General features: G+C 67.0%; 14 protein-coding genes and 1 pseudogene. 7 read left to right on the top strand and 8 right to left on the bottom strand.

Features of this window, described 5'->3' with window-relative positions; all coding sequences use genetic code 11:
- Positions 1-62: 62 nt before the first annotated feature.
- The 3 genes and pseudogenes from MAY35_RS09135 to MAY35_RS09125 form a co-directional block, all read right to left on the bottom strand.
- A complete protein-coding gene (locus MAY35_RS09135) occupies positions 63-296 on the bottom strand; it encodes a hypothetical protein (RefSeq protein ID WP_238420924.1) in 234 nt (77 codons plus the stop codon).
- A 37-nt stretch (positions 297-333) separates the two neighbouring features.
- Positions 334-3202 (bottom strand): annotated as a pseudogene (locus MAY35_RS09130) (RND family transporter).
- A 108-nt stretch (positions 3203-3310) separates the two neighbouring features.
- Positions 3311-3751 carry an MmpS family transport accessory protein gene (locus MAY35_RS09125; RefSeq protein ID WP_238420922.1) on the bottom strand — a complete coding sequence of 147 codons (441 nt, stop codon included), beginning with the start codon at positions 3749-3751 and terminating at the stop codon, positions 3311-3313.
- Between the two features lie 210 nt (positions 3752-3961).
- On the opposite strand from MAY35_RS09125, the gene MAY35_RS09120 reads away from it, so the two are divergent.
- The 3 genes from MAY35_RS09120 (at position 3962) to MAY35_RS09110 (ending at position 5814) form a co-directional block, all read left to right on the top strand.
- A complete protein-coding gene (locus MAY35_RS09120) occupies positions 3962-4459 on the top strand; it encodes a MarR family winged helix-turn-helix transcriptional regulator (RefSeq protein WP_238420920.1) in 498 nt (165 codons plus the stop codon).
- 166 nt (positions 4460-4625) lie between these two features.
- Positions 4626-5039, top strand: coding sequence for a DUF5313 domain-containing protein (locus MAY35_RS09115; protein ID WP_238420918.1), 414 nt, complete (start codon positions 4626-4628; stop codon positions 5037-5039).
- Positions 5040-5253: 214 nt separating this feature from the next.
- Entirely contained in the window at positions 5254-5814 is a 561-nt protein-coding gene (locus tag MAY35_RS09110) for a peroxidase-related enzyme (protein WP_238420915.1), read from the top strand.
- A gap of 42 nt (positions 5815-5856) precedes the next feature.
- Here the strand turns inward: MAY35_RS09110 and MAY35_RS23365 are convergent, their stop codons facing one another.
- Genes MAY35_RS23365 through MAY35_RS09085 form a run of 5 tightly spaced genes read right to left on the bottom strand, consistent with a single transcriptional unit; the run spans position 5857 to position 10618 of the window.
- Positions 5857-6672, bottom strand: coding sequence for a siderophore-interacting protein (locus tag MAY35_RS23365; protein ID WP_238420913.1), 816 nt, complete (start codon positions 6670-6672; stop codon positions 5857-5859).
- Positions 6673-6719: 47 nt separating this feature from the next.
- Positions 6720-7544, bottom strand: a complete 825-nt coding sequence (locus MAY35_RS09100; protein WP_238421053.1) for an ABC transporter ATP-binding protein — start codon at positions 7542-7544, stop codon at positions 6720-6722.
- Between the two features lie 40 nt (positions 7545-7584).
- Positions 7585-8640, bottom strand: a complete 1056-nt coding sequence (locus MAY35_RS09095) for an iron chelate uptake ABC transporter family permease subunit (RefSeq protein ID WP_238420911.1) — start codon at positions 8638-8640, stop codon at positions 7585-7587.
- Positions 8637-9698: an iron ABC transporter permease gene (locus MAY35_RS09090; protein WP_238420909.1), complete on the bottom strand. Its 1062-nt coding sequence runs from the start codon at positions 9696-9698 to the stop codon at positions 8637-8639. Before MAY35_RS09090 ends, MAY35_RS09095 begins: the two co-directional genes overlap by 4 nt.
- The gene (locus MAY35_RS09085) at positions 9698-10618 is read right to left on the bottom strand and encodes an ABC transporter substrate-binding protein (RefSeq protein WP_238420907.1); all 921 of its coding nucleotides are present in this window, start codon (positions 10616-10618) and stop codon (positions 9698-9700) included. The genes MAY35_RS09090 and MAY35_RS09085 overlap by 1 nt, the downstream gene beginning before the upstream one ends.
- A 187-nt stretch (positions 10619-10805) precedes the next feature.
- On the opposite strand from MAY35_RS09085, the gene MAY35_RS09080 reads away from it, so the two are divergent.
- The 4 genes from MAY35_RS09080 to eutC all read left to right on the top strand — a co-directional run bounded on the left by MAY35_RS09080 (position 10806) and on the right by eutC (position 15301).
- Positions 10806-11432 (top strand): TetR/AcrR family transcriptional regulator, encoded by a 627-nt coding sequence (locus MAY35_RS09080; protein ID WP_238420905.1) that lies wholly within the window; start codon positions 10806-10808, stop codon positions 11430-11432.
- Positions 11433-11655: 223 nt separating this feature from the next.
- The gene (gene eat / locus MAY35_RS09075; protein ID WP_238420902.1) at positions 11656-13098 is read left to right on the top strand and encodes an ethanolamine permease; all 1443 of its coding nucleotides are present in this window, start codon (positions 11656-11658) and stop codon (positions 13096-13098) included.
- Entirely contained in the window at positions 13095-14504 is a 1410-nt protein-coding gene (locus MAY35_RS09070) for an ethanolamine ammonia-lyase subunit EutB (protein ID WP_238420900.1), read from the top strand. The genes eat and MAY35_RS09070 overlap by 4 nt, the downstream gene beginning before the upstream one ends.
- Positions 14501-15301 carry an ethanolamine ammonia-lyase subunit EutC gene (gene eutC, locus MAY35_RS09065; RefSeq protein ID WP_238420898.1) on the top strand — a complete coding sequence of 267 codons (801 nt, stop codon included), beginning with the start codon at positions 14501-14503 and terminating at the stop codon, positions 15299-15301. Before MAY35_RS09070 ends, eutC begins: the two co-directional genes overlap by 4 nt.
- Positions 15302-15305 lie beyond the last annotated feature (4 nt).

The following is a 15305-nucleotide window of genomic DNA, read 5'->3' as shown; positions in this document are numbered from 1 at the left end:
GTTGTGTCCACTGCGTGCCCCTCGAGGGAGGCCGTGAAACCCGCAGCCCGTCGCCGCCGGGGTCACTCGTCGACCGGCCACGCGATCTCGAGGCCCCTGAGCGGAGCCGCGATCGCCTCCTGGCGTACGGCGGTCGCCGCGACATTCACGTACACGGCGACGCTCATGCGCGTCGCGCGTGATGGCGACGCCATCATCGCGATACAGCGCATCGAAGGTGACTTTCCCGGCGGCAGGGTGGATCTGGCCAACCGGTTCACGGTCGACGCCGACGGCCACATCAGCTCGCTACGCATCGAACCGGTGCAGTGGCGGACCGGATCCGAACGGCCGTCAGAGCTGTTGCGCGACAGTCGTCCTCGTCCGCACGTCGCGGTCGGGCTCCAGACGGGGCCGCCGCGTCGGTAACGACACGAACGGCGTCGGCCACCAGAACCACCGGCCGGACAGTCGGGCGATCGCGGGCATGACCAGGGTCCGCACGATGAGAGTGTCGATCAGGAGTCCGATGGCGACGGTCGTGCCGATCTGGGCGACGTTGTGGGCGTAGCTGGCAAGCATGGCGAGCATCGTGATACCGAACGTCAGACCTGCCTGCGTGACAACACTTCCCGTCCCGACCATCGCGCGGATCAGTCCCGTACCGCCGCCGGCCCCGTACTCCTCCCGGAAGCGGCTGACCAGCAACATGTTGTAGTCGGCGCCGACGGCCACCAGGAAGGTGAACGCGATCGGTGCGACCGACCAGTGCAGTGGATTGCCGATGATGCCCTGCCACAGGAACACCGACACCCCCATTGCCGACAGGTACGACAGGCCGACGGTCCCGATCACGGCGAGCGCGGCAACCAGACTACGCAGCAGGAAGAGGACCACGCAGAACACGAAGGCGAAGGCTGCGACGACGATGGCGATGAAATCCTCGTGCGCGAACGACTCGATGTTCAGCAGTGTGCCGCCGGGACCGCCGATGCTGACCGTGGATCCGGCCAGCGACGTGTTCTTGATCGCCGCCAGCGAGGTGGGGATCACCTCCGCGCTGACGTCCATTGCGTCGCGGCTGAAGCCCTCGCGCTGTGGGGTGACGATCATCCGTGTCGCCTTGCCGTCATCGGAGAAGTAGTACGGGATGCCGCTCTGGAAGAGCGGGCTCTCCAACGCCTGGCTGGGCAGGAAGAAGCCGCCGGCGGCGGGGCTGCCCGCCGAGTAGGCGCCACTGACCTCGTCGAGGAAGTCGGTGATCTCGCCCACCTGCGGGAGAAGTGCCCCCAGGGTGGTGCGCAACGGCCCGATCAGTTCGCGGATCTGTGTGACCGTGGCGCGCAAGGTCGGGATCTGCTCGGCAGCGGTGGGCAATGCGCCGCTCAGGGACCGGGTGCCACTCACGAGACCCCGGACCGATTCCCGCAGTGCGGGAACGTCATCGAGCACCGACAAGCCGGTCAGCGCGGTGCGGCACGCGGCGACATCCCCGCACTGGGGGATCGACCTGACGAGCCCGCATCGGTGCGATCCCAGCCGAGAGTTCGTCGACCTTGGCCAGCGTCGAGTCGCTGGTCTGCTGCAGTTGCGTGGTGGCGTCGGACAGCGACCCCGCGCCGGCCGCCCCTTGCCGCAGCGCGGCGTCGACGCCGTCGATGGCTGTGTCCAGACGGTCGACAGTTGCGCCGATCGCATCGAGATCGGTGATCCGATCTCGCAGAAGCGATGTCATCTGTCCGAAGCGGTTGCCGATGTAACCCGCCTGCGAGGTGAGGGTTCCCTGGTCGATAGTCTGCCCGAGGGGGCGGGTGATTCCCTGCACCGCGTTCACACCGTCGATCGAGGCGACCGCGTCGGTCATCTGCGCGAGCGCGATCAGATCTGCCGAATTGCGCATGTCGTGGTCTGATTCGACGATGAGCACACTCGGCGCCATGATGTTGGGCGCCAGATGTCGATCTGCGGCAGCGAATCCCACGTTCGCGGGAGAGTCCGCCGGCTGCGCGCGGCGTTCGTTGTAGCTCGGCGCGTACATCGACAGCGGGATGATCATGACCGCGAGGACTGCGAGTGCGGCCGCGAGTACCGGGCCCGGCCAGCGTGCGACCGTGGTCCCGATCCGACGCCAGCGGCGCGGTGACGCCGACTCCCGCGGCTCCACGAAACCCAGTCGAGTCGCGACCGCGAGTACCGCGGGCCCGAGCGTGAGCGCAGCGGCCAGAGTGATGAGAATCGCTATGGTGCAGGGCAATCCCGACGTACTGAACATGGCGAGTCGGGTGGCGGCCAGGCAGGCCATCGCACCCGCGACGGTCAGCGCCGACGCGACGACGATGTGCTGCACACCGGCCAGCGCGTCGTAATAGGCGTCCTCCGGGTCGCGCCCCTTCCGCCGGGCCTCTTGATAGCGGCCCACCAGGAAGATCCCGTAGTTGGTGCCCGCCCCCAGGACGATCACCGCCGACAGCGCCGCAGCGAAGATCGACACCTTGATGACCTCGTTCTCGGCCAGGAAGGAGATGGTCGCGCGGGCCACCGCCAACGCCAGTCCCACGCCCAACAGCGGGACCATCGCAGTGACCACGGATCGGTAGACGAGGAGTAGCACGGCGCCGACCAGCAACGCGCACACCGACACCAGGAGAATGATCGAGTCGTTGATGGCCACCATCTCGTCGTTGACGACGGCCGACGGCCCGGTGATGTGCACGTCGACGCCGGGTGGCGGCGTCGATGCCGCGATCGTGTCGCGCGCGGACTGGGTCGACTCCATGGCCAGCGCCGTGCCCATGTTGCCGGCGAGGTTGACCAGCACATAGGCGACATGACCGTCGGAGCTCTGCGCGGCCGGGGCGAGATCGGGATTCGACCACAGGTCCATCGCGGAGTTCACGTGTTCGGTGTCCGCGGTCAACTCGGCCAGGAGTTCGTTGTAGTAGGTGCGGGCTTCCGGTCCCAGCGGTTCGTCACCCTCCATGAGGACGTAGACGAAGTTGTTGCTGCCCCCGCCGCCGAAGTACTCGCCCATCTTGACCAGGGCCTGCACCGACGACGCCTCGTCGGGCAGGAAGGACTGCGCGTGTTCGGTGACCGTCGATTCCAGCTGCGGCACAACGATGTTGAGACCACCCGCGATGAGCAGCCAGATGACGATGACCGGGATCGAACAGGCATACAGGAACCGCGCCAACCGGGGACGGCTCGCGCGGTGGTCGCGCATCACCTCCGTCCGGACGGGACGGCGGATCTCGGAGACGAGCCCCAGTCGTAGTCGGGCGAACCGCCCGTGCGTGTCCATCATGTGCTGCTCCCCCGTTGTCCCCCGCACCTACGCCACCGGGACCAGACAGTTGGCGACCGTGCTGCCGCCGGTACCCGAACCGGCTTGGCGCGCACGCTCGAATCCGTTGACCCGCACCGCACATGACACCGCACCGCCGGACGATTGCGTCAGGACACCGGCAGACGTCGTCAGTTCCCGCGTTCGGAGCACCACCCGCCACGGAACGGACACCCTGTCGTCGACGACCCGCCCGCCAGGCTCGATATAGGACACGCGAGCCGACGCACCCGCCTGACCGGTCACCTCGTACTCGATCGACTTGTCCCGCACGGCGCCCGCCTGCGGCACCGCCGGCGAGTGCCCGATCGCCCGGTCCGGGATCTCACTCAAACGCAGTTTGCCCACGTAGAACGCCGACACCGCCATCACGGCGATGACCACCAGAACGATCCACCACGAGCGACCTCGTGCATCGGACTTCTTCATCGGACCCCCATCGACGTGAGGCTTCGAGGTGGGGCGACTCGAATGTTCCGCCCGTCAAGCACTCAGCCTGCCAGTGGCAGGGACTCTATATATGACATCGCGCGTTGGCAAGGTTGTCGCCGTGGCGCGCGATCGGGCCGGGTTCGGCCACCTGCTCGGGGCAGGCGGTTCCCGAGATCGCCGATCGCCGGGCGACGGTACTGTGACCCCATGGGTGCCGACGCAGATGCCGACGACGGCAACGACTCCCTGAGTCTCGAGCGGCAGGTCTGCTTTGCCCTTGCCGTCGCGAACCGCGCGGTCCTGGCGGTGTATCGGCCCGTCCTCGAACCCCTGGGACTCACCCACCCGCAGTATCTGGTGATGCTGTCGTTGTGGGACCACGATCGACGTCCGGGCGGGGATCACACGGCCCCCTCGGTGAAGGTCATCGCCGAGAGGCTCCAGCTGGATTCGGCGACGCTGTCACCGATGCTCAAGCGACTCGAAGCCCAAGGACTGATCGACCGCGCCCGCCGACAGGGCGACGAGCGCACGATGGAGGTTCGCCTCACCGAGGAGGGCCGCCGATTGCGAGACAAGGCCCTCGCCGTGCCGCCTGCAGTCGTCGCCAGGCTGGGGACCGACATCTCGGAGCTCGAGGAGTTGCGTGACGTCCTGAGCAGGATCAACGCTGCCGCGCTAGCGGCAGGCGCACTCGAGTCCTGAACCCGACGTCGTCGCATCCGTTCCCCGAACCTGCGTGACGTCTCACAATTAGTGGCGCAATACTTAGGGCACTAAGTATGTTGAAGAGTGTGGCGCGACGCGGAGGACCACTTGTCGACCCGTCACGCCGACAGCGCTTGGACAACTCGTAGAAGGCGGACACCCGATGGCGACACTGATGGCTCCCACGACGACCCGGCAGCGGGTCACGCCGAGCGCACGACAGTACGTCAAGTACGCCTACGGCGGCCGGTTGCCGCACTCGATGATCGAGTGGGTGAGCCATGACCTGGCCGGCCCGCGAGCATCGGTGAGGATGGTCGTCCGATGGGCGATACCGTGCGTCCTGCTGGTGCTACCCATGCTGTTCGTGCCAGGACCGCTGGGTGTCCGGATCACGATGACCATGCCGATCCTGCTGTCGTACCTGTTCTTCTCGATCGCGCTCAACCGCGTGTACCGCCGCTACCGACTCGTGCAACACGGGCTCGACCCCGAGCTCATCAACAAGCTCGAACGCGAGCGGAACTCCGACATGTACGACGAGTACTACCGGAAATACCGCGGACAGTCTCGCTGACCCGTCCGGCGGTCGCAGTTCGACGCACCCGCGTCGAACTGCGACCGGCATGAGCACCGCGTCCCCTCCTTCAGGGGGTGGTCGGTGGTGCCTCCCCGGCGCGATCATTGACCTCTCGCGACCGGTGAATCCGGGTCCTCCGATGGATGTGTCGTGACGGTCGCGGGTCAGTAGCGGACTGAACCGAGTCCGCCCCGCGACGAAAGGCGCTCCCATGAGTACGAGTCGGTTCCCGATGACCGAACTTGCCGACCTGCCACCCGACCTCCGAGAACGCATCGAGCCCATCGCGGTGAAGTCGGGCTTCGTACCCAACATCTTTCGCGCACTGGGTCACCGCCCGAACGAGTTGCGAGCCTTTCTCGACTACCACGACGTCCTGATGGACCAACCCGGCCCGCTGTCGAAAGCCGAACGCGAGCTGGTCGTCGTCGCCTCGTCCGGAGCGAACCGCTGCATCTACTGCGTCGTCGCCCACGGCGCCATTCTGCGTGTGCGGTCCAAGGACTCACACCTGTCCGATCATGTCGCAACCAACCCGGCGGGCACGATCCTGGACGATCGGCAGCGCGCGATCGTCGATCTGAGCCTCGCCCTCACCAGGACACCAGAACTGTTCGCGGACAGTGACATGGCCCGGGCTCGGTCCGCAGGGCTCACCGACGACGAGATCTGGGACATCGGTGCGATCACGGCGTTCTTCGCCGCATCCAACCGTCTCGCACATCTGACGGCGGTCGCACCCAACGACGAGTTCTACTCCATGGGACGGTGACTCGGAGGGGCGGCGAGACAGTCTGATTCCCGACCCCGCCCCTCACCCGACCAGCGGCCCACCGAGTTTCCAGTAACCCAGGAACGCGACGTGGTTCTTGTCCATGCCGAGTTCGTGGGTGAGGTACCGGCGAATCCGGGTCGTCGTGGCTGCCTCACCGGCGATCCAGGCATAGGCGGCGGGGAGTGCGTCCCGGAAGCCTTCGGCATGCCGGGCGCCCCAGTCCCGCACCGCTTCTTCGAGCCTCCTGCCCGTGTCGGGCCCGCGGGTGACGTGCTGTATCCGAGCGTGCGGGTGACCCGCGCCGACGATGTCGTCGAGCGGGTCGGCGAGTTCGAGCAACACATCGGTGCGCGTGGTGAGCGGGGTGGCGGCGACGATGTTGGCGATGGCCGGCATCGCGGATTCGTCACCGATCAGAAGTAGCCGTTCGGGCGGGCGGGGCGGTTGGTAGTGGATCCCGTAGCCGGTGTGCCCGACCCGGACGTCCGGACCGGTGATCACAAGTCGGTCGCCGACCGAACAGGTCAGGGCCCACCGCGAGGCCGGCCCGGCCGGTTCGTGAACGAACACGTCGACGTCGATCTCACCCCGGTCGGGGCGAATCGCCGACGGCGTATACGTCCGCAGCTCGTTCCTGCGGTCCGCCGGGAGCTCCTTCCAACGGGTGTACCACTGCTTCGGATGCGGGGTCGGGTCCCCGAGGAGTCCGAAGTCGGGTTCGGTGCCATCCGCCATGGGCAGGACGAGCTTGATGCGTTGGTCGAGGCCCCAGGGAGCAAAATTCCGCAACGCCGCGTCGAACAGGGTGACGCGGATGAAGTTCGGCGAGATCCGTTGTGATCCTGCGACTGTCACCGGGAAGGCACTGTACTCCCACGGCCGGGTGGATTGGATCGACTGCGTCACTGTACTGCTGCCTCCTCGTGCTGGATCGATCCGACCGGCATCGGTCGTGGTACGACGAGGGGCCCACCGGTGATGGGGTCGGCGATCACGACGTTGGGCAGATCGTAGATCTGCTCTACCCGGTCGCTGGTGACCACCTCCGACGGCGTGCCGGCCGCGAGGATCTCGCCGTCGCGCATGGCGATGATGTGGTCGGCGTAACGGGCTGCGTGATTCAGGTCGTGCAGGACCGCGATGATGGTGCGCCCCTGACGATTGAGGTGTGCGAACAGTTCCATGAGTTCGACCTGGTGGGCGATGTCGAGAAACGTCGTCGGCTCATCCAGCAGCAGGAGATCGGTCTCCTGCGCCAGCACCATGGCCACCCAGATGCGTTGGCGTTGCCCGCCGGAGAGCTCGTCGACGCGTCGTGGCGCGAGATCGACAGTCCCCGTTGCCCTGAGCGCGTCGAGGACCGCACCCTCGTCGGCGCTGCTCCACTGTCGCAGCAGACCCTGGTGCGGGTATCGTCCCCGCGCAACGAGATCGGCGACCGTGATCCCGTCCGGCGCGATCGCGGACTGCGGGAGCAGACCGAGTCGCCGCGCCACGTCTTTTGCCGGTCGGCTGGAGATCGCCTTGCCGTCGAGGATCACCTGCCCGGACGTGGGCGCGAGAAGCCGTGACAGGCCACGGAGAAGTGTGGATTTGCCACACGCGTTCGGTCCGATGATCACGGTGAACGACCGGTCCGGGATCGACGCACTCAGCCCGGCGATGATGGCCTTGCCGTCGTAACCGAGAGTCACGTCGTCGGCCCGCAGCCGCACGGCTTTCTCCATCGATACCCCGGTCGGGTTGCCGGGTGCGGTTGGGTGATGATCAGGCACGGCGACGGATCTCCTGGATGATGACGACAACGAGATACACGCCCCCCACCGATACGGTGACCACACCGACGGGCAGCGTCACGGGCAGGACGTGCTGGGCGATCACATCCGACGCCAGCAGCAACAGCGCCCCCACGAGGGCCGACACCGTCAGGGACAGATACGGAGTCGCGGACAGCCGCCGTGCGATCTGCGGTGCCGCGAGGGCGATGAAGGCGACCGGCCCGATCACCGCGGTCGCCGCGGACACGAGCGTGACCGCGCTGAGCAGTACCACTGTGCGGACGAGGGCGGGGCGGGCACCGGTGGCCGCGGCGACATCGTCACCGAGGTCGAGTTGCCGCAGCCGCGGCGTCAGGACCGCCAGCACCACCACCGGGACGATCGCCACGGCCACAGCGCCGATCAAAGGCGTTGCCGTGACACCGTTCAGGCTTCCCGCGCCCCAGGCCGAGGCGAACATCGCGGTGTCCAGCTCGACCTCCAGGAGCATCCACGTGTTGAGGGACGCCAGCATCGCCGCCACCCCGATGCCGGTGACGATGAGCCGGAAGCCCTGCAATCCGCCCTTGTAGGCGAGCATCCAGATCAGTGCAGCGGTCACGACACCGCCGACCACCGCTCCTGCTGTCATCTGCGACCAGCTCGCCGAGAACACCACCACGGTCAGCAGCATGCCGGTGAACGCCCCGTTGGACAGACCCAGAATGTCCGGACTGGCCAACGGGTTTCGGGTCACCGTCTGGAAGATCGCACCGGCCACGGCCAGCAATGCGCCGAGAACGATCGCGGCGACGGTGCGCGCCAGTCGCCATTCGAAGACCACGGTGCGATCGAGCGCGTCGCCCCCGCCCAGCAGGGTGTCGACGACGGCGAGCGGTGACAGCGGATAGGTCCCCAGCCCGAGCGCGACGACACCGAGGACGAAGACGGCGAGACCGAGGCCGACACCCACGCCCACGCTGCGCGTCCGCACCGGCACTGCGTACGGACCGATGCCGATCACCCGCCTGCGGTAACCGACGTCGATCAACCCGGTGCCGGTCATGACAGCGTGCTCGCTTTCTGCCGACGAACCAGCACGATCAGTACCGGGGCCCCGACGAACGCCGTGACGATACCGACCGGGATCTCCGCCGGCGAGATGAGGATTCGCCCCAGCACGTCGGAGAACAGAACGAGCACCGGCGCCAGGACCACCGATGCGGCCAGAATTCTGCGCTGGTCCACCCCGAACAGCCATCGCGCCACATGCGGAACCATCAGTCCCACGAATGCGATCGGTCCGGCGAGCGCGGTCGCGGTCCCCGCCAGAACCGTCACCGACGCGATGACACCGATCCGGAGGGCGACCACGTTGGCCCCCTGCGCCCGGGCCACATCCTCGCCCAGCGCAAGCGCATTCAACCCGGCGGCCATCGCGAACGCCGCGAGCAAGGCGATCGCGACAAGCGGCACGGTCGGGGCCAACACGTCCAGCCCGCGGCCGACCAGCGAGCCGGCGTTCCACGACCGCATGTGCTCGAAGGCATCCGGATCGCTCAGCGTCATACCCGTGGTCATGCCGGAGAACACCGCGCCCAACGCCACACCGGCCAAGGTGAGGCGCACCGGGTCGGCCGAACCCCGGCCCGACGAGCCGATGACGTACACCGCGACCGTGACCACCAGCGCCCCCAGAAGCGCCAGCCAGACCGAGGTGAGAATGCTCTGCAGCCCGAAGAACGCCACCCCGACCGCAACCGCGAACGCAGCGCTCGCGTTGACTCCCAGAATTCCCGGGTCGGCGAGGGGATTACGGGTGAACGCCTGGATCAACGCTCCGGCGGCGCCGAGTGCGGCCCCCACCACCAGGCCGACGGCCGTACGCGGAATCCGCAGCTCCATGACCACGTACCGCGCCTCGGGCGAACCACCACCCCGGAGAACCTCGAGCACCGCTGCCGGCGTGATCGAGTTCGACCCGATCATCAGCGACATCGCCACCGCGACAATGAGAAGCAGCGCCACGCCCACCAGGCCGACAGGCGCGCGCAAGGCCCGCAGCGTCCGGTCGGACACCGCGGGCTCGCTGCCGGTGCCGGCAGGTGCGTCGATCAAGGACATCAGGGTTTCTGGAGGAACCGCTCGATGTCGTCGAGAACAAGTGCGCCGCCCTTGAGCCCGACTCCCGAGATCCAGTAGCTGGTGTCCACCAATGTCACCGAAGGAAACGCAGCCCGGTTCTGGGTGATGGCAGCAGGGATCGTCGACGGGTCGTCGACATCGCTCGTCGTGATGAACACGTCGTCGGCGATCGCCTGCCGGATGTTCTCCGGCGAGATGTCGGCCTGCAGACCGTCTTCCCATTCACGATCGGGGATCGTGTACCCCACACACTGCAGGGTCCCGCCGGCGAAGCTGGTCGGTCCGTACAGGCTCAGTGTCGTCTCGTCGCGAGGCCGGATCAGATTCGCTGTCTCGCCCTCGACGTCATAGGTGTCCTTGATCTGGGCGCACCGCTCATTGAAGCCGTTCAGCATCTCTTGCGCTTTGTCCTTGCGGCCCAACGCTTGCCCGACCAGGAGGACGTTCTCCTGCCAGGGGTCCGCCTGCGACGCCATGAAGACCGTCGGCGCGATCGACTCGAGCTGGTCATACAGCTTGGAATGACGAGACTCGGTACCCAGGATCAGGTCCGGCTTCAAGGCGGCGATGGATTCCAGATCGGGTTCCGGCACCGTTCCGACCGGCTCCACCCCAGTGACGCCCAGGTACTTCGGGATGCCCGCCACGTTGCTGGCCACCGCGGCGCCCACCGGCGTCACCCCGAGCGCGACCGCGGTATCGAGTTCCACGGGCTCGAGCACGACGACCCGCTGCGGATTCGTCGGGACGTCTGCCGTACCGCGAGCATGCTCCACACTCTGTGTTCCGCCACCGGCAGCCGAATCGTTCTCGCCGTCCGACTGAGACGAGCACCCCGCCAATCCCACGACGATCGCCGCCGCGAACACCACTCCACGTCGAATTCCGGACGCACGCATGCAACAAGCCCTTTCACGAATCGGCGCTGCCGAGAGCGGCACCGGACAACCCCGACCTGCCAGTTAGCGCATCCTAACCTAAGGGGCCGTGGCGGACGTGAGGGGTACGAGGCGTGCCTCGAGCACATACACCCCATCGACCTCGAGTCCGCCGACTCACACCCACCGGTGGGACATAATCGCGAGCATGCAGAAGCCGGCTTGCCCGATCCGACGCCGGACCACGCCCGAGATCCGGGAGGCGCTGCTCGTCGCTGCGGTCGCCGAGCTCGACGAGGCCGGTCCGGAGAAGGCGAGCCTCCGCGCCATCGCTCGCCGCGTGGGAATCACCCATCAGTCGGTGGCCCACCACTTCGCCGATCGTCGTGCACTGTTCACGGCGGTGGCCGTGCAGGGGTTCGACACCCTGCACGCCGAGCACACCCGCGCGCTCGAACAGCTGTCCGACAGCGCGCCGCTCGGAGAGGCTGTGGCAACTCTGGGCCAGGTCTATGTCCGGTTCGCCCGCGACCACCGCGCCGCGGTCGGCCTGATGTTGGGTTCACGCCTGGTCGACAACAAGGCACCGGAGCTGGTCGCGGCCCGTGCACGGGCGTGGGAACTCCACATGCGCACCGTCTCCGACGCCGCAGATGACGGCTGGGGCGGCGGAGTGCCCGGGAATCTCATCGCGATCGCCACCTTCGCGATGGCGCACGGGCTGGCCTCGCTGGAAACCGACTTCGCCACCCAACTGCCCGACGGCACCGGGGTCGAGGACCTGCTGTCGTTGGTCAACGCCGCGATCATCACTCCCCCGCAGCACGATTCCTGATCCCAGCGGTCGTCGACCCCGGACCGCCAGAGCAGGTGGGCCCTGGTGCCGAACCGCGCCGCAGGATGGGTGAGCAGGCCGGTCGACTGGCCGGTCGGGTAGGTGATCAACCTGGCCAACTCGGTTGCAACGTTGCTCGACTTAGTGTCGGGCGTCACATTTTCTTGGACCAGTGTTGCCCGGAGCACCGAGTGGCTGGCCCCTGAGCACAAGGGAGGCCATCGTGGCCATCGACGATTCGGCGAGTGCGCACCACGCCGGGGGTGCGGACAGCCATTCGGAGTCTCCGGACTATCTGGCAAGACGCCAGCTCAAGGGCGGGACCGCAGGGTGGTTGCTGCTCGCCGGCCTGGGCGTGAGTTACGTGGTCTCGGGCGACTATTCGGGTTGGAATTTCGGCCTGGCACAAGGTGGTTTCGGCGGGCTCGCGATCGCCGCGGTGGTGATCGCGGCCATGTATCTGTGCCTGGTGCTGGGCATGGCAGAACTGTCCTCGGCTCTTCCCGCGGCAGGTGGCGGTTACACGTTCGCGCGCCGTGCCCTCGGTCCATGGGGCGGGTTCGCCACGGGCACAGCGATTTTGATCGAATACTCGATCGCGCCGGCCGCGATTGCCACGTTCATCGGCGCCTACGTCGAATCGTTGAACCTGTTCGGGATCACCGACGGTTGGTGGGTCTATCTGGCCGTCTATGCGATCTTCATCGGGATTCACCTGTCGGGCGCCGGTGAGGCGTTGAAGGTGATGTTCGCGATCACCGCGATTGCGCTGATCGGCCTGGTGATCTTCGCGATCACCGCGATCGGGCACTTCGAGGTCGGCAATCTCACCGACATCGCACCGACCGACGCAGCCGGGGCGTCATCGTTCTTGCCGTTCGGCTATCTCGGCATCTGGGCGGCGATTCCGTTCGCGATCTGGTTCTTCCTGGCCATCGAGGGCGTGCCGCTGGCAGCCGAGGAGGCCGCCGATCCCGAACGCAACGTGCCGCGGGGCATCATCGCCGCTATCAGTGTTCTGCTCGTCACCTGCGTGACCGTGCTGTTCCTGACCACCGGCGCGGGCGGCGCAGGGCCGATGTCGGAGTCGGGCAATCCGCTCGTCGAGGCACTCGGGGATTCGTCGATGGCCAAGGTGGTCAACTACATCGGGCTGGCCGGACTGATCGCGAGCTTCTTCTCGATCATCTACGCATACTCGCGACAGTTGTTCGCGCTCTCGCGCGCAGGCTATCTGCCGCCCGTGTTGTCGGTGACCAACAAGCGCAAGGCGCCGACACTGGCGCTGATCGTGCCCGGCATCATCGGTTTCCTGCTGTCGCTGACCGGGAAAGGTGACCTGCTGCTGAACATGGCCGTTTTCGGCGCGGCCTCGAGCTACGTGCTGATGATGGTCAGTCACATCATCCTGCGGCGGCGGGAACCCGACATGAACCGCCCCTACCGCACCCCCGGTGGCGTCATCACAACCGGCTTCGCGCTCATCGTCGCGATGATCGCCGTCATCGCGACGTTCCTGGTCGACGTGGTGGCAGCGTTGTGCTGCCTCGGCGTGTTCGCCTTGTTCATGCTGTACTTCGCGCTGTACAGCCGCCATCACCTGGTGGCCAACTCTCCTGATGAGGAGTTCGCCGCCCTCGCCGAAGCCGAGGAGGATCTCCGATGAGCTACACCCAGACGATCTCGGGCACGACATACACATTCGACGGGCTGGTCGACCTGATGGCCAAGGCCACCCCCCGTCGCTCCGGCGACGAACTCGCCGGGTGCGCCGCCGAGTCCGATGCCGAACGTGCAGCTGCGGCATGGCAACTCGCCGACCTCCCGCTGACGACCTTCCTCGACGATCCCGTCGTTCCCTACGAGACAGACGAAGTCACCAGACTGATCATCGACACCCACGACCGCCGCGCGTTCCAGGCGGTCGCACACCTCACCGTCGGCGGCCTTCGAGACTGGTTCCTGGAAACCGCGGTCCGGAAGGACAGCGCCGCTCGAATCGCCCGGGTGGCACCGGGACTGACACCAGAGATGGTTGCCGCGGTGTCGAAGATCATGCGCAATCAGGACTTGATCCTGGCCGCGTCAGCAGCAACGGTCTCCGCAGCATTCCGCACGACCGTCGGACTGCCCGGGCGCATCTCCACCCGCCTACAGCCCAACCACCCCACCGACGATCCCCGCGGCATCGCCGCAGCAACCCTGGACGGACTGCTGATGGGGTGCGGGGACGCGGTCATCGGGATCAATCCGGCAACCGACTCACCTCACGCCACCTCCGACCTGCTGCACCTGCTCGACGACATACGGCAGCGCTTTGAAATTCCGATGCAGTCCTGCGTGCTGTCCCACGTCACCACCACGATCGAGATGATCGACCAAGGCGTGCCGGTCGACCTCGTGTTCCAGTCGATCGCCGGAACCGAGAAGGCCAACAGCAGCTTCGGGATCGACATCTCCATCCTGCGGGAGGCCAACGAGGCCGCGCGGTCGCTGCATCGCGGCACGGTTGGCGACAATCTCATGTATCTCGAAACCGGGCAGGGGTCTGCGCTCTCCGCGAACGCTCACCTGGGGACCGGCGGCAAACCCGTCGATCAGCAGACCCTGGAGGCGCGCGCCTACGCAGTGGCCCGTGTCCTCGAACCCCTGCTCGTCAACACGGTCGTCGGATTCATCGGGCCCGAATACCTCTATGACGGAAAGCAGATCATCCGAGCCGGCCTCGAGGACCACTTCTGCGGCAAGATCCTCGGCCTCCCCATGGGCGTGGACGTCTGCTACACCAATCACGCCGAAGCCGACCAGGACGACATGGACACTCTGCTGACCCTTCTCGGCGTTGCCGGGGCCGCCTTCGTCATCGCGGTCCCGGGCGCCGATGATGTCATGCTCGGCTACCAGAGCCTGTCGTTCCACGACGCGCTGTATGTACGCCGCGCTTTGGGCCTTCGCCCTGCCCCGGAGTTCGAGACCTGGCTCGCCGGGCTCGGCATGGTCGACCCCGACGGACGCATCCTGCCCGTCGATCTGGACACCTCACCCCTGCGATCACTGACCGTGGCCCGATGAACGCCGACTCCCGACCGGCGCAGGACCCCTGGGCCGAGTTGCGACAGACCACACAGGCGCGCATCGGACTCGGCCGGGCGGGGAACTCGCTCCCGTCGCGGCGGGTGCTCGAGTTCAAGGCCGCCCACTCCGCCGCCCGCGATGCCGTTCACGAACCACTCGACGTCGCCGCTCTCACCGAGCAGATCAGCGACGTCGACATCGAGCCGGCGTTGCACGTCTCCAGTAGAGCCGGGTCGCGCGGTGAGTATCTGCGACGACCCGACCTCGGACGGCAGCCCGACGACCTCTCACATCTGCCCGCGACCGGCTCGGACCTCGCGATCGTGCTCGCCGACGGCCTGTCGCCGCGCGCGCTCGTCGACCACGGACGCGGACTGCTCGCGGCGCTCATCGACGAGTTGGGCGCACGGTTCTCGATCGCGCCCCCGGTGATCGCCACCCAGGCCCGGGTCGCCCTGGGTGATCACATCGGCGAAGCCCTCGGCGCGCAGACGATCATCGTGATCATCGGCGAACGTCCCGGCCTGTCGGTCGCGGACAGTCTGGGGATCTACCTCACCCACCTCCCCCGACCGGGGCGCAGCGATGCCGACCGGAACTGCATCTCCAACATCCATCCGCCCGACGGTCTCGATTACACGACCGCGGCCGCCATCACCGCAGCCCTCGTCGAGGGCGCCCGCAAGCTCGGACGATCGGGAGTCGCACTCAAGGACACCTCACGCGCCCAGCTCACCGAAAGCGGTGCGGGTGTTCTGGAGCACGCCGGTGAGACCGCGGACGTCATCGAGTAGACGC

Source organism: Gordonia sp. 'Campus' (assembly GCF_022206305.1).
Classification (GTDB): domain Bacteria; phylum Actinomycetota; class Actinomycetes; order Mycobacteriales; family Mycobacteriaceae; genus Gordonia.
The sequence above is the reverse complement of the archived record's forward strand: the minus strand, read 5'-3'. Positions and strand labels throughout refer to the sequence as shown.

Excerpts from the sequence above, each read along its gene's own strand:
- MAY35_RS09085 (WP_238420907.1), bottom strand. The coding sequence starts at position 10,618 with ATGCGTGCGTCCGGAATTCGACGTGGAGTGGTGTTCGCGGCGGCGATC.
- eutC (WP_238420898.1), top strand. The coding sequence starts at position 14,501 with ATGAACGCCGACTCCCGACCGGCGCAGGACCCCTGGGCCGAGTTGCGA.
- MAY35_RS09135 (WP_238420924.1), bottom strand. The coding sequence starts at position 296 with ATGCGTAGCGAGCTGATGTGGCCGTCGGCGTCGACCGTGAACCGGTTG.
- MAY35_RS09080 (WP_238420905.1), top strand. The coding sequence starts at position 10,806 with ATGCAGAAGCCGGCTTGCCCGATCCGACGCCGGACCACGCCCGAGATC.
- MAY35_RS09120 (WP_238420920.1), top strand. The coding sequence starts at position 3,962 with ATGGGTGCCGACGCAGATGCCGACGACGGCAACGACTCCCTGAGTCTC.
- MAY35_RS09125 (WP_238420922.1), bottom strand. The coding sequence starts at position 3,751 with ATGAAGAAGTCCGATGCACGAGGTCGCTCGTGGTGGATCGTTCTGGTG.
- MAY35_RS09090 (WP_238420909.1), bottom strand. The coding sequence starts at position 9,698 with ATGTCCTTGATCGACGCACCTGCCGGCACCGGCAGCGAGCCCGCGGTG.
- MAY35_RS09115 (WP_238420918.1), top strand. The coding sequence starts at position 4,626 with ATGGCGACACTGATGGCTCCCACGACGACCCGGCAGCGGGTCACGCCG.
- MAY35_RS09110 (WP_238420915.1), top strand. The coding sequence starts at position 5,254 with ATGAGTACGAGTCGGTTCCCGATGACCGAACTTGCCGACCTGCCACCC.
- MAY35_RS09100 (WP_238421053.1), bottom strand. The coding sequence starts at position 7,544 with ATGGAGAAAGCCGTGCGGCTGCGGGCCGACGACGTGACTCTCGGTTAC.
- MAY35_RS09095 (WP_238420911.1), bottom strand. The coding sequence starts at position 8,640 with ATGACCGGCACCGGGTTGATCGACGTCGGTTACCGCAGGCGGGTGATC.
- MAY35_RS09070 (WP_238420900.1), top strand. The coding sequence starts at position 13,095 with ATGAGCTACACCCAGACGATCTCGGGCACGACATACACATTCGACGGG.